The organism is Pseudomonas sp. NPDC090755, from assembly GCF_044769005.1.
Lineage (GTDB): Bacteria > Pseudomonadota > Gammaproteobacteria > Pseudomonadales > Pseudomonadaceae > Aquipseudomonas.
Map to the genome: position 1 here is coordinate 141,540 of NZ_JBIVXC010000004.1, position 13,883 is coordinate 155,422.

12 protein-coding genes are annotated in these 13,883 nt (G+C 62.9%); 2 read left to right on the forward strand and 10 right to left on the reverse strand.

The window, feature by feature from the left end:
• Nucleotides 1-44 precede the first annotated feature (44 nt).
• Nucleotides 45-992 carry a LysR family transcriptional regulator gene (locus ACIQUS_RS08995; RefSeq protein ID WP_403045692.1) on the forward strand — a complete coding sequence of 316 codons (948 nt, stop codon included), beginning with the start codon at nucleotides 45-47 and terminating at the stop codon, nucleotides 990-992.
• Here ACIQUS_RS08995 and ACIQUS_RS09000 read toward each other — a convergent pair.
• From ACIQUS_RS09000 to ACIQUS_RS09040, 9 genes are all read right to left on the reverse strand, one after another.
• Nucleotides 983-2,842, reverse strand: coding sequence for an ABC transporter ATP-binding protein (locus ACIQUS_RS09000; protein ID WP_403045695.1), 1,860 nt, complete (start codon nucleotides 2,840-2,842; stop codon nucleotides 983-985). The two genes, ACIQUS_RS08995 and ACIQUS_RS09000, sit on opposite strands and share 10 nt — an antisense overlap.
• Before the next feature lie 102 nt (nucleotides 2,843-2,944).
• Nucleotides 2,945-3,109, reverse strand: coding sequence for a hypothetical protein (locus ACIQUS_RS09005; protein WP_403045697.1), 165 nt, complete (start codon nucleotides 3,107-3,109; stop codon nucleotides 2,945-2,947).
• 7 nt (nucleotides 3,110-3,116) lie between these two features.
• The gene (locus tag ACIQUS_RS09010) at nucleotides 3,117-4,490 is read right to left on the reverse strand and encodes a hypothetical protein (RefSeq protein WP_403045699.1); all 1,374 of its coding nucleotides are present in this window, start codon (nucleotides 4,488-4,490) and stop codon (nucleotides 3,117-3,119) included.
• Nucleotides 4,487-6,049, reverse strand: coding sequence for a VWA domain-containing protein (locus ACIQUS_RS09015; protein WP_403045701.1), 1,563 nt, complete (start codon nucleotides 6,047-6,049; stop codon nucleotides 4,487-4,489). Before ACIQUS_RS09015 ends, ACIQUS_RS09010 begins: the two co-directional genes overlap by 4 nt.
• Nucleotides 6,046-7,044 (reverse strand): VWA domain-containing protein, encoded by a 999-nt coding sequence (locus tag ACIQUS_RS09020; protein WP_403045703.1) that lies wholly within the window; start codon nucleotides 7,042-7,044, stop codon nucleotides 6,046-6,048. The genes ACIQUS_RS09015 and ACIQUS_RS09020 overlap by 4 nt, the downstream gene beginning before the upstream one ends.
• A complete protein-coding gene (locus ACIQUS_RS09025; RefSeq protein WP_403045706.1) occupies nucleotides 7,034-7,504 on the reverse strand; it encodes a DUF4381 family protein in 471 nt (156 codons plus the stop codon). Before ACIQUS_RS09025 ends, ACIQUS_RS09020 begins: the two co-directional genes overlap by 11 nt.
• The gene (locus ACIQUS_RS09030) at nucleotides 7,501-8,436 is read right to left on the reverse strand and encodes a DUF58 domain-containing protein (protein ID WP_403045709.1); all 936 of its coding nucleotides are present in this window, start codon (nucleotides 8,434-8,436) and stop codon (nucleotides 7,501-7,503) included. The genes ACIQUS_RS09025 and ACIQUS_RS09030 overlap by 4 nt, the downstream gene beginning before the upstream one ends.
• Before the next feature lie 5 nt (nucleotides 8,437-8,441).
• Nucleotides 8,442-9,446, reverse strand: a complete 1,005-nt coding sequence (locus tag ACIQUS_RS09035) for an AAA family ATPase (RefSeq protein ID WP_403045712.1) — start codon at nucleotides 9,444-9,446, stop codon at nucleotides 8,442-8,444.
• 72 nt (nucleotides 9,447-9,518) lie between these two features.
• The gene (locus ACIQUS_RS09040) at nucleotides 9,519-10,982 is read right to left on the reverse strand and encodes a DUF1254 domain-containing protein (RefSeq protein WP_403045715.1); all 1,464 of its coding nucleotides are present in this window, start codon (nucleotides 10,980-10,982) and stop codon (nucleotides 9,519-9,521) included.
• Nucleotides 10,983-11,487: 505 nt separating this feature from the next.
• Here ACIQUS_RS09040 and ACIQUS_RS09045 point away from each other — a divergent pair.
• Nucleotides 11,488-12,735 (forward strand): OmpP1/FadL family transporter, encoded by a 1,248-nt coding sequence (locus tag ACIQUS_RS09045; RefSeq protein ID WP_403045718.1) that lies wholly within the window; start codon nucleotides 11,488-11,490, stop codon nucleotides 12,733-12,735.
• A 247-nt stretch (nucleotides 12,736-12,982) separates the two neighbouring features.
• Here the strand turns inward: ACIQUS_RS09045 and ACIQUS_RS09050 are convergent, their stop codons facing one another.
• On the reverse strand, nucleotides 12,983-13,795 hold the full coding sequence (locus ACIQUS_RS09050; protein ID WP_403045720.1) for a DUF2092 domain-containing protein: 813 nt from the start codon (nucleotides 13,793-13,795) through the stop codon (nucleotides 12,983-12,985).
• Between the last annotated feature and the right edge of the window lie 88 nt (nucleotides 13,796-13,883).

The following is a 13,883-nucleotide window of genomic DNA, read 5'->3' on the forward strand; positions in this document are numbered from 1 at the left end:
AATCAGGCGTTTGGTAAATTGATATTCAACCCAGGAGAAAATATATGGATGTGTTGCTGGCCATGCGTACCTTTCGCCGCGTGGTCGAGCGCGGCAGCTTCAGCCAGGCGGCTGTCGACCTGGGACAATCCACGGCGGCGGTGAGCAAGCAAGTGCGGCAGTTGGAGGAACGCCTGGGCAGCCTGTTGCTGCTGCGCACCACCCGGCGCATGAGCCTGTCCGAGGCGGGCCAGGCGTACTTCAGTGAATGCTGTCACCTGCTTGATGAACTGGACACCCTGGAACGTGCGACCCAAAGCGGCTCCAGCGAGCCCAGTGGTCGTCTGCGGGTCAACGCACCGCTGTCGTTCGGCCTCAAGGTGCTGTCGCCGATCCTGGTGACGTTCATGCAGCGCTACCCGCAGCTCAAGGTCGAGCTGACCCTCGACGACCGTCTGCTGGACGTCGTCAGCGAGGGCTTTGATGTATCGCTGCGGATTCGCAGCCACTTGCCGGACTCCTCGTTGGTCGCCAGACGCCTGGGTGAAATTGCGCAAGTCATCTGCGCGGCACCGGCCTACCTGCAGGCCAACGGCACGCCGCACACCGTCGACGACCTGCGAGCGCACAGTTGCCTGGCCTATCGTCTGGCTGAACATCCCGGCAGCTGGCATCTGCAGGGCCCACAAGGCAATAGCCGTCTGGAACTGCCCGTGCGCCTTGCGGTGGACAACAGTCTGATGCTGAGCGATATGCTCCTGGCGGGCCTGGGCATCGGCGCCCTGCCCTCGTTCATCGCCCAGCCCTTGCTCGACAGCGGCCAGTTGCTGCAACTGCTCCCGGGGCAGTCCATGCCCCGGCGCTCGATCTATGCCCTGTACGCCAGCCATCGGCATGTATCGCAGAAAGTCCGGGTGTTTGTGGATTTCCTCGCCAGTGCTCTGGAGACGCTACCGCCGCCAGCCCCCTTGGACAGCCCCCAGCAGCCTCTCCCTGTTCACGATCACACCTGATCCACAGCCTCGGCCACCCCCCGATCCTCGCCCAGGAACCCGCCACTCTGGTGGCGCCACAGCTGCGCATAGATGCCGTTTTTTGCGAGCAGTTCGGTGTGGGTGCCTTGTTCGATGATGCGTCCGTCATCCATGACAACCAGCCGATCCATGGCCGCAATCGTGGACAGCCGATGGGCGATGGCAATCACGGTTTTGCCCTCCATCATCTCATCGAGGCTTTCCTGAATGGCCACTTCGACTTCCGAATCCAGCGCGCTGGTGGCCTCGTCAAGCAGCAGGATCGGAGCGTTCTTGAGCATTACACGGGCAATCGCGACGCGCTGGCGCTGGCCGCCCGAAAGCTTGATGCCGCGCTCGCCCACCAGGGTGTCGTAGCCGGTATGACCCTGCCGGTCGCTAAGCTGGCTGATGAACTCATGGGCCTGGGCATTGGCCGCAGCGCTGCGGATTTGTGCATCGCTCGCATCGGGTCGGCCGTAGGCGATGTTGTCGCGTATGGAGCGGTGCAACAGCGAAGTATCCTGGGTGACCATGCCGATGGCGCTGCGCAGGCTGTCTTGCGTCACCTGTGCAATGTCTTGCCCGTCAATGCGAATCTGCCCGCTGTCGACATCATAAAAGCGCAGCAGCAAATTGATCAGGGTGGATTTGCCCGCACCGGAGCGGCCTACCAGTCCGACTTTTTCACCTGGGCGAATATTCAGGCTCAGGCCATCGAGCACCTGACGCTCGCCGTTGTAGTTGAAGCTCACATTGTCGAAGGTAACCGCCCCGCCACAGGTCTTCAGCACACCCGCGTCCGGCGCATCCTTCACCGTGGGGCCGCGGGTAAGGGTTGCCATGCCGTCCTGCACGGTGCCGATGCTCTCGAACAACGAGGTCATTTGCCACATGATCCAGTGCGACATGCCATTGATACGCAACGCCATGGCAGTGATTGCCGCCACGGCACCGGCGCCGACCTCACCCTGGTGCCATAGCCACAGGGCATAACCACCGGATGCCATGATCAACGCCACCACCAATGCCTGGTTGACGATCTCGAACTGGCTGACCAGGCGCATCTGGCGAAAGCCGGTTTGCTTGAAGTCCTCCATCGCTGCCCGTGCGAAGTGCGCTTCGCGATTGGAGTGGGAGAACAGCTTCACCGTAGTGATGTTCGTGTAGGCGTCCGAGATACGCCCGGTCATCAACGACCGTGCATTGGCCTGTTCCTGCCCGACTTTCCCCAGTCGGGGCACGAAGTACGACATGGCCAGGCCGAACAACACGACCCAGGCAACGAAAGGCAGCATCAGCTTCAGGGCGAAACCGCCGGCCAGGGCGATGATCGCAATGAAATACACCCCTATCCCGGGTACGATCTCGATAAGGGTGAACAGCAGGTCGCGCACGGCCAGCGCTGTCTGCATGACCTTGGTGGTGACCCGGCCGGAAAACTCATCGGAAAAGAACGACAGGCTTTGCCGTAGCATCAACCGGTGGAAGACCCAACGCAGTCGCAATGGCAGGTTGATCGCCAATATCTGGTGCTGCACCAGGGTACGCAGTGCCACCAGCCCGACGCTGGAGAGCATGACGATGCCCATGCCCCACAACACACGACGCTCCTGCGCCGCCGCATCACCTCCCGCCTGCCAGGTCGAGAGCAGGTCCACGACCTGACCGAGGAAAGAAAACAGCCAGGCTTCGTAGATCGACACGCTGGCACTGAGCAGCGCAAAAGCAAGAATATAACCGCGGGCGCCCCGTGTGCACGCCCACAGGAACCGGGCCAGGCCCTCGGGTGGTGGGGGTACCTCGTCAGGGGGAAAAGGGTCGAGCCTTCGTTCAAATGCACGAAGCATGGTGGTCTCCGAACCATCAAATTCAGGAGATTCTGCCACCGAAGTGTTGCTTTGAGGGATTTGCGACGTTGGGGCATATTACCCAGACAAGCCCTCAATGAGTCATTGACGGATCCCTTCGAAGCCCGGCAACGCGTACGTCCGCTGGAAATACCCTTCGGTTGGCCCATAAAAACGGAAATAGGCAAACCAGGCTTTGCCCGGCAGGATGCAGCTATCAGCCAAAAGCGAACTAGCGGCAAATAGCCCCCTGAAGGTCTGGTCCACTCCTTCCTCATTGATCGGGCGAGCTTCGGTTTTTCTGCCGGACGCCGCAATGCAAGGCCGGCAGATCGAACCTGTCTGCGATGGCCATCCGACCCTGTCGATGGCGTCTGTAGCGCAGGGACAGCAGCTCAGCAATCACCACTAGGCGTGACGGCCCCGGCCCGGCATCGGCAGCAAAACGCCCCCGGTACCAGTGCTGGATCGCCTGGCAGGCCTCCAGCTCACCCGTGGCACCCGTGCGCAGCACCCACCGATCGAATGCCCCGCAGCTTTGCCTGGCCCGCAGGCCTGCGATGCCGATCCAGCAACAGGCTTTGAGGAACAGGTAAGGCTCTGCACCACGAACCCGGCGCCGGCACGCCTCCAGCTCACGTCCGACTGCGAGCCTGAACGTGCCGAAGTAGCGAAGGGTCAGCCCCAGTAATACCAGGCATGCCAGCGCCGCCCCGATCTGCCAGGACGACAGCAACGCCAGCCGCTCTTGCCAGCCAAGCCGCAAGCGAGAATCCTCCACCGGTGTTGTCTGCGCCCGCACCTCGCCACCGTCTAGACGAGCGGTCCTGAAGCGTTGTGCGCCAGTGTCGTACCAGCGCACGACCAGCGGGTTCAAGACCAGGGTTTCGCGGGTGCCAGACGCATAGAACCAGTGCTCGATACGGGTGCCACCGCTGAAGTCGCCGTAGTTGTTCAGATCAGCCGTTTGCGCCTGGTGCTGCACGGCATCATCGTCGACCGGCAAGGGGGGGATCTGGTTGCCCTGGATCCCCTTGGCTTCGAGGGTGATTCGCCGCTCGAGCAGCTGCCCCCGTTGCAGCTGCAGCTTATCCAGCGCCTCGACTGGCAGCGCCTGCGGTGAGCCGGCGCCGGTCTGTAGGTAGAACGCTTGGGTCAGTTTCAGTGCCGTGGCCGGCAAGAAGCGCTCCAGCGAGCCTGCACCGGCAGGCAGCGCCACTTGCAGCTCCACCGGTGCGATGGGCAGCGCCGGGGAGTCGGCCTGATCCGGATAGACGTTGATCGATGCCGGTGTCAGCCGCAAATGCCCCTGCGCCAAGGGCGTCAGCAGGTAGTTCTGGGTAGCTCCCCGCTGGGTGAACGTGCCCCGCTCGCGCTCGATCCCCGGCGACAGCATCATCAGGGGCAGCAGCGTCGCGCCAGGCATGTCCCACTGGGGATAGCGCGGGTACCAGTTGATGGCGCGCGGCATCCAGACCGTGACCGTCAACAGCACACTCTGCTTGGGCACCACTACCTGGGGCAATTGCGCCGCGGGCTCGCCAATCATCTGGAGTTCGACGCTGGCTTGCCAGTCATCCGCCTCGTGCGCCGCTGCCAGGCCGGCCAGGCACAGCGCGGCGATACCCAGCCAGCCTGCGCATCTCATTGCGCTGGCTCCTGCGTTTGCAACAGGAACAGCGCTTTGAGCATGTCCTTCGGCGAGGTCTTCACATTGACCATCCACTGGTCCAGTTCCGCCTCGCCCATCGAGGATACGGGCGGCGCGGTTTCCTCTTCCGGGTGGTGTCGCGGCGTAAGGTCGATGCGGATGGAGCCTACCTCGTTGTCACCAGGCTCGGCCCTCTGCCGTTCACCGGGGCGCTTGGCCAAGGCCTCAAGCACGGCTTCGACAGCCTTGGCGTTGGCGCTGGCCTGGGCAAGGCCAGGGTCCATGTCCAGGGCCTGGCGATAGGCCTTGAGCGCCGCCTGGTAGTGCTGCTGCCGGGCCAGGCTGTTGCCCAGGTAGAAACGCCCTTGCGCGGTGTTCGTCCGGCCGAAGGCTGCGGCGGCTTGTGGGTAGTCTTCGGCAAGGTAATAGGCCCGGCCTTGACGGTAAGGGTCGACGAACTTCCGGGCAGCCCGAGGGTAGTCGCCATCTTCGAGCGCTCGCTGGCCCTGTTGGTCGGGCGTCCACCACAGATCGTTCCAGTCGGCGCGTGCATCGGGTGCATGAACGCCAGCCAGCAGCATCAAGGGCAAGGCCAGCACACGCAAGCGTCGATGCAGCAGTAGAGCGAATGGCAACATCGCCAGCGCCAGCCAGTAGCCGGCATCCTGCCAGTGCCATTGGGCGTCGGCATTCTGCGCCTGGACCTGGGTGCCGCGAATATGCTGGCCAAGCCAGGCCAGATCCTGGTCGTCGGTCGACAGGCCGGTGACGTTCAGGCCCTGGTCCTTGAGCGCGGCGAAATCGTCCAGTGGAACAGCGCTGTCCGCATCTGCCAGCCCCGCTGGGGCGAAACGCGGCGGCCCACCCGCGCCGCTGCCGACCACCAGCACCTCCAAGGCGGCAAACGTCTGATGGAAAGCCAGCAGGTCCGCCCGCTCGGCACTGGACAGACTGTCGGTCATGATGATGACGTTGGCCGGCAACGGGGTGCTGCCCGCCGTCTGCCGGGCCAGCTCGAGCGCCTGGCCCAGCCCGGAGCGCGGTAGCGTGACGGTGGGCATGATGTCCGGCTCCAGCGGCGTCAGGTACAGGTCGAAGAAGCTCGCATCGCGGGTCAGCGGAACCACCAGATGGGCACTGCCGGCATAGGCGATGACGCTGAACGAGGCCTGCGGCATCAGGCGTCGCAGTGCCTGGACCTTGGCCTTGACCGCGCGGTTGCGGTTGGGCGCGACATCACCGCTGTACATGCTGTTGCCATTGCCAAGGACGACGATGATCGCGGCCTGCTGCGCCAGTTCGTCCGGCACTTGTCTGTTCCAGCTCGGCCCGGCCAGCGCGAGCATGCCCAGTGCCAGTAACAGCCACAGCAGTTCGACGACGCCGAAACGGCGGCGCACTGCGCGGTCACGGATCAAGGCTGCGGCGAGCCTGGCGTCCAGCACCTGGTTCCAGGGCGAGTGCTCCACCCGCCTGCGTCGCCCGAACGCCCCCAACAGCAGACAGGCTGTCACGCCGAGCAACCACCAAGGGTTGAGGAAATGCAGGTCGCTCATGCAGCCTCCTTTCGTGTGCGCAAGTGCAGGCCGAGAAGCCCGAGGCCCGCAAGCGCCGCCAGCAGGGGGTAGCGGTACAGCGGCTGGTGATAGGACCAACCGAGCTTGCGCACCTTGCGCGGCGTGATGCGGTCGAGCTCGGCGTAAACCTGGCGCAGCGAACCGGCACCCTGGCCGGCCAGGTGGAAGGTGCCGCCCGTGGTGCTGGCGATCCGTTGCAGCAGCGGCAGGTCGCTGCTGTCGTCGCCACCCTGCCCCAGCGCGATGGTATGGATGGTCAGGTGCTCCTTGCGCGCCAGGCGCAGGGCCACGTCCGGCGGCAGGGTGGAGGCGGTGTCCTTGCCGTCGGTCAGCAGCACCACCATGCGCTCCAGGCCGGCGTCCGCCTGGCCCATGTTGCGGAACATCTTCACCGTGCTGCCCAGGGCATCGCCGATGGCAGTCTGCGGGCCGGCCATCGCCGGGCGCAGTTCGTCGACCCGTTGCAGCAGCATGCGCTGGTCACGGCTGAGGGGCGCAAAGGGGTACGCCTGGCTGCCGAAGACCACCAGGCCGATGCTGTCGTCCTTGCGCGCCTGCACGAAGGTGCGCACGGCGGCCTGCAGCACGCTCATGCGCGACGCCTTGGCACCATCTTCGGCCTGCATGTCTTCGGTGGCCATCGAGGCCGATACGTCCAGCACCAGTACAAGGTCGCGTTCCGGCACTTCCTGCCAGGTAGCCGGCACCAGCCACTGCGGGCGGGTGGCGGCGAACACCAGGCAAAACCAGACACCGGCGAACAACAGCAACAGCAGCCGGTCGTTGCCCGGCCGTGCAGCCGCCACCTGGGCCGATCCCAGCAGGTTGGGCAGGTTCGGCACGCGCACGCTCTGGTCGTGGCTCATGCTCGCCGCCGGCAACCAGCGCATCGCCAGCGGCAAAGGTAGCAGCAACCACAGCCAGGGCCACTCGAAGGCCAGCCGCTGCATCAGCGCCAGCAGCTCAGCGTACATCGGGTAGTTCCTGCAACCAGCGGGCAAAGGCCTGTGCCAGCGCCTCGTTGGTCGCAGCACCCAGGCGTGCGTCGCGCCGGTGATGGCCGTCGAGCAATGCCTGGCGCGCGGCGGGGTCCAGTTCTGGCAACTGGTCCAGGGTTTCAGCATCGCCGAGTGCGGCCACCCGGGCACGGCCCATGTGCACAAGGCACACCCGCTTGATCAACACGAACCAGTCGTCGACGCTGGCATTGGCCCTGGCCGCCTGCGCCAGCGCGCTCGCCTGGCGCCGCCAGCGTCGCCGCCGGTACTGTCGGTAGCACCACCCGGCATAGAGCAACAACGCAAACACCAGTGCCGCGAGCAGCAGCTTCCACGCCAGGGTCTGCGGAATCAGGCTGACGGGTGTCGGCAATGTCAGCTCGGCTAGCTCCGGCAGGTCGATGCCGGATACTTCGTTGCGCTGCGGTGTGCTCATCGCTGCCCACCGATCAGGCTCAAGGCCCGGCCAAGTTGGGCCTGGGCCGATTCATAGGTAGTGAAGGGCGCCACGCCCATGCCCGCTTCAGTCAGGCGAGCCTGCAGGGCCTCGAGATTGCGCCGGGCGCGGTCTTCGATACCGTCACGCTGTTCACTGGCGCAGAACCGCAGCTCAGCCTCGATACCGCCATAGCTGGCGAGGAACTGGCCCTGCGACGGCCAGTTGTCCATGATCCCGTCGAACACCGGAATGGCCAGGGTCTGGGTACGCAAGGCAACTTCGTCCACCAGCAGCCAGGCTTCGTCGCTGAAGTTGTGAAAGTCGCTGATCAGGACCACCAGGGTGTCCCGGCCTTGCATGCCGAGCAGGCGCCGCAGGCCCAGCGGCAGTTGCTGCACCGCCTGGGTGCTCCGCCCCTCGGAGCCCAGTGACTGATTGGCCGTCACCAGTTGGCTGAAAAGCTGGAGCAGATGCCCGCGGTGCTCGCGCGGTGCGCTGCTGACCAGCGGCCCCTCGCCGACGATGACCAGGCCGCAGGGCTGGCGCCGGTGGTGGGCCAACCACAGCAGCTGGGCAGCAGTACGCGCCGCCAGCACCGACTTGAGCTGCAGGCGGGTGCCGAAGAACATATCCTGGGTCTGGTCCACCAGCACCAGCAGCGCGCGCTGACGCTCCTCGTTGAATACCCGCACGAAGGGTGCACCGCCCATCCGCGCGGTGACGTTCCAGTCGATGTCGCGCACATCGTCGCCCTGCAGGTAGGGCCGGATCTGATCGAAGGCACCGCCCCGGCCGTTGAGGCGCGAAGGTCGGTTACCCAGACGCAAGCTGCGACTGACTCGCGGGTAACTGATGGCCATCTGCTGGGTGACGCCAGCGAAGGCGACCAGTTCCTCCAGGTCGACATAGACGCCTTCCTGCGATTTCATCGTCGTCATCCGGCGATGACTAGGCTCAGGAGCCGGTCGATCGCCTGCTCCACCGTCACCCCGCTGGCGGCGGCCTGGAAGGTCAGCACCAGGCGGTGGCGCAGCACATCGTGGGCGACCGCCTGCACGTCCGCGGCGTCGACATAGTCACGCCCGGCCAGCCAGGCATGCGCCCGGGCCGCCCGTTCGAGGCCCAGGCTGGCACGCGGGCTGCCGCCTGCCGACAGCCATTGCGCCAGTTCCTGATCATGCTGGGACGGATAGCGGCTGGCCTGGATGATGCCGACGATATAGTCCTTGATCGCTTCGCTGACGTGTATCGCCGCCACTGCTCGCCAGGCGTCGTAGATCACCTCCAGGGTGAGTTTTTCCGGGCTTTCTACAGCAGCGTCCGCATCGCCCACCGGCGCCTGGGCATACTTGCGCTGGTGCTCGTCACGTACCAGGTCGAGGATGTGCTTCTCACTGTCGCTGGACGGGTAGTCGACCTTGACCTTCATCAGGAAACGGTCCAGCTGGGCTTCGGGCAGGTTGTAGGTACCTTCCTGTTCCACCGGATTCTGCGTCGCCAGGGCCATGAACAGGCGTGGCAAGCGGTAGGTCTTGCCGGCGACGGTGATCTGCCGCTCCTCCATCGCCTCCAGCAGCGCCGATTGCACCTTGGCCGGGGCGCGGTTGATTTCGTCCACCAGCACCAGGTTGCCGAACAGCGGCCCCTGGCGGAACTGGAAGGCGGTGTCCAGCGAGGCGGCGTCGGGCACGTAGATTTCCGAGCCGGTGATATCGGCCGGCAACAGGTCGGGAGTGAACTGGATGCGCCGGAAGCTCGCCGCCAGGTTGTCGGCCAGGCTGCGGATGGCGCGGGTCTTGGCCAGCCCCGGCATTCCTTCGAGCAGCAGGTTCGAGTCGCACAACAGGCACAGGATGATGCTGCGTACTACGCGCTCCTGGCCGATGATCGAGCGACCCATGCGGTGTTCCAAGGCGAGAATCTGGGAATGGCTGGTCATGGGACTGCGTCGGGCTCCCTCGCGCGAGACCGGCTGGCACTTGCCCAGCCGGTCGCCTTGCGCCGTCGTGGCTTATTTGACCTTCTCGATGTCGCCCAGGGTCCAGGACTTGTCGAAGAAGGCTTCGGTGGGTGCATAGAAGCGGAAGTAGGTGAACCAGCCCTCGCCAGGGTTGGTCTGCACCCAATTCTGCTCGTAGCCCTTGACCGGCTTGGGCCCGTAGTAGAGATCCACGGAGCCGTCGGCATTGGTCTTCAGGCCCTGCTTGCCGGCGCCGACGTCGGGCGCGTTCTGGTCATTGACGATCATCTGCCGCTCTTTCTCGTCATACACCGTCGAGGACCAGAACTGCTTGGCCGGTACGTTGGCCGGTACATGCAGCTTGTAGGTGTTCTCGCCGGTCAGCCAGTTGCCGTCCTTGTCCTGGTAGGTGACGATGTAGCGCTGGCCGACGCCTGGGGTCTGGGTGAGCATGGCCTTGGAAATGGCCACCGCCTCGTAGAACCAGGAGGCGCGCTCGTCGAACTGGTCCCAGTTCTCGGCACGCTGGTTCGGTGCCAGGGTGATGGCGTGCTTCCAGTGGGTACCCTTCCAGAACGGTGGTTCGAAGCGCTTGGCATAGTTGTTGGCCTTGGCCAGTGCCTGGCCAAGCACGACGCCATCCTCCAGCGCCTTTTTCTGCTCGGGCGTGGGGTTGAACGGCTTGCCCTTCTCGATGCCGAGGAAGCGCAGGTGCTCCATCATGAAGCGGTCGCGTTCAGCGACGATATCTTCCTGCACCAGCTGGTTGACCGCCTGCCAGTAGGCCATGCCCTGTGGTGCGGTCTGGCTCCATTTCTGCTCGCCAGCCGGCAGCACAGGCCAGGCTTCACCTTCCTTGCCGTCCTTGAACAGCGCCGTGCTTATCTTTGGCACCAGCTCTTTCACCGCGGCGGCCTTGTCCTTGCCCAGCAGGCGTACGCCGAAAAACACGATATTCGACGGCGACTGCACGACGTAATAGCCTTGCGGCGCGATCTTCTCGTGACCCGGCGGCAGCAGCAGGTACTTGCCGCCCTCGCCCTTGTCGGGGCCGACCGCGCCCAGGTCTTCCAGCACGCGCTGGTGCACATCCATCACCATGCCGGCCATCAGCCCCTTGGGCAGGGTCAGCACCAGGGGGCCGGTCTTGGACAGGTCGGTGATGGAAAGAATATAGGGGGTGGTGAAGTTGGGGGTGAGGATGCCCTGTTTCTGCTTCTGGGTCAGGTAGGAGGCCAGGTGGCCGTCGGGAATGTTGAACGTGTTGTTCTGCGCATTTTTCCACTGGATCATTCCGATCGCGGGGATCGCCCACATATAGGCCTCGGCCGCACGCATCAAATCCATTTTTTCCAGCAGCTTGTCCATCGTTGCCTTGGTCGGGTAGCCGCCGTCGTATTCGAGCTTGCCGATGGGGGAGTCCTCGGTTTCCATCTTGCCCGCCCACGCTGGAAGCGACGAGGCCACCAGCGCGCAGCTGATGGCCGAGGCGAGTATTTTCTGGCTGAGCGTCATGACGGGAGATCCTTATCGAGAAAGTCACGGCCTTGGCCGGTAGGCCCATGTATCGGAATGCGGTCCACGGCTTGTCACGACCGCGGATACCCTCGACGTTTGGAGTAGCAGTCTAGACCGACATTCGGCAGATGCCTGCTGATGCAAAGCAGCGCTCCCCGCAGTTGCAGTTTTTTCGATTCAGGCCGTACTTCGTCGACCACTTTTTGCTCCTCAAGCGGCTTCAACCAGGGCAGCTCCGGGTCGTTGACAGCCCTACGTGAGAGGCCGCAGGTCGCAGCGTGTTTTCTTGCCAGGCTGCCTTCGGTCCTGACGTAAGTTCTATGTACTGCAAGAAATATGGGGCGATGTGTCAATCATCCCCCGGGAAGAATGTGATTCAGTACGCCTGAGCTGGAAAGCTGTTCCAGTAGCAAAATGGACACTACACATGAGCAACAGCCAGGTTGCCCCCTCCCGTGCGTGCTCAAGGTTCGCCCCCCTCCTGAATGCACTGGCTGTAGCAATGCTGCTCAGCGCCGGTGGTTCCACCTGGGCTGGGGGCATCTCCCTGTACGAAGCCGGTCACGAAGGCGCGGGCCTGGCCAACGCCGGCGCCGCGGCGCTGGCCACCGACCCAAGCGTTCTGATGAGCAACCCTGCGGGCATCAGTCAGCTCAAGGGCACGCAAGTCAATGCCAATGCCCAATTCATTGTCGGCGGTATCAGGTTTTCCCAGGATGCTGACAACACCTTTGACGGCGGCAACGGTGACAATCCCCTGCCCTTTCTGCCTGGAAGCAGCTTTTTCATCAGCCATGAGGTCAATGACAAGGCCAGCATCGGCTTCGGCCTATACGGCAACTTCGGCTTGGCGCTCGATTATGACGATGATTGGGCCGGGCGCTATTTCACCCAGGAATCGGCGATCATGGGTGTCTCGTTTCAACCCACCTACGCCTACAAGATCAACGATGACCTCTCCATTGGTTTCGGTCCGCGATTGGTTTACGGTTATTTGCGCACGGAAGTGGCAGTGAATAACAATGTGCTGGGTCTGGGCAGTGCCCCCGACGGCCAACTGCGCTACAAGGATACCGACGTGGGCGTGGGTTTTGACATCGGCCTGCTCTATACCCTCAATGAGCGCACCACACTGGGCCTGGCCTACACCAGCAAGGTCGACCTGGAGTTCGAAGACCAGGCCGACCTCAAGCACATCACCAACCCACTGCTGCGCGCGGCATTGAACCGGCTCGATGCCGATGGGCTCAGCCTGGACGTGACCGTGCCGCAAAGCGTGCTGGCCAGCATGGCATACCAACTGGACCCACAGTGGACGCTGTTGGCAAGCCTGGGCTGGCAGGACTGGAGTGCGTTCGGCAAGGTCGGGGTGGAGATCGATACCCGCACAGTGGCCACTACCGCCACCACGGCCAACCGGCAATACAAGGACACCTGGCACCTCTCCCTGGGCGCGCAAAACCAGATTAACCGGCAATGGCGCTGGAGCCTTGGGGTTGCCTATGACTCACCTGCCGTGGACGATGAAGACCGTACCGTGGACAACCCGATGAATGATGCCTGGCGCTTGGCCACCGGGGTGAACTATGCCCTGGATGAGCACACCGATCTGCACCTGGCTTATACGTTTGTGTGGCTGGGCGACATGCCAGTGCAACAAACCAAGCACCTGTCCGGTGGTACGGTCTCGGGTGAATATTCCAACGCCGGGTTACACATCCTGGGGGGTGGCGTTGTCTGGCGTTTCTGAACCTTGCAAAGGATCAAGCGAAGCACGCCAACCGGTTTGAGCAACAGGCATGACAGCCATTAATTCCGCCGCGCGGTACGCCTGGCCACGCCAGCAACACTCACGGGCGTGAGTGGACGTCCAACGACGGCCTCGGCGGGAGAAACAACGCTGTGTATACCAGGAACTGACAAGCTCTCTCCAAGTTCAAGGGCACACATCAGAACAAATCCTGCTAGCAGGAAACCACCCGATTTCATCAAGAGGTTCATTGGGTTTGTCCTCGTATGAAGTTGCTTGGCAGGTCCTCGGCATTGGGCAGGTCTTTGAGCTCGATTTTTTTCGCATTGGTCGAGTTGGTGAAGGCGAAATCTTCAGGCGCAACAGCATCGCCGCTTTTCCAGTCGCTAAGCTGAATGCTGTATTGCGGGGCACCGGCAATCAGTTTTGAAGTGATGACATAGCGGCAGGGATAGGGCTTGTCGCCCTGTGCGATCCAGATCTGCCAATCAACCTCCTTCTTCCGGAAGGCCAGGTGATCGCACTCGGCACCGCCAATCACGCCACTGCCCAGATCCTTTATGTCGTACACGCCTGACATCAATTGATCTTGAGGGTTCGACATGAACAGGTCCGCGCCAGGAAGCGGCCTGTTGTATTTGTCCCTTAGCACATCAAGCAGGTGATCGAGCGTGCCCGGGACTTCAGTCTGCGCATAAATGTTTTTATTTTTTCCAAGCAACGTAAGCGTCTTGCCATTGAACAGCATCTCGACATCTACAAACCCACTGGAGCGCGTACTACGAATTTTGTCAGGCCGGTTTATAACGACAGCGCCGGAACCTGCCAATGCAAGGCGTTGCTGATCTTTAGTGACGACTTCAAGGATGGTGTCGTATTTGAACGACAGGTTTTTTTGCGCTGACATATAGTCGGACATACCCTTGAGCCGGGTTTTGGCATAGGCTTCATCAGCAAGTGCCGCTGGCGCAATGCCAACCCCGATGATCAGTGCAAATCCCGCTCCGGCGAGGCGCCTTACAGGGAACCCGATCAAATAGCTTCGATTGATTTCCATCATGGCCAGCCTTTGAGAGTGCCGAACTTACAATGATGAACTCTAACGTTAGTCGTTCCAGAATCCGTGTGCCGGCCATTCGCCGACCATT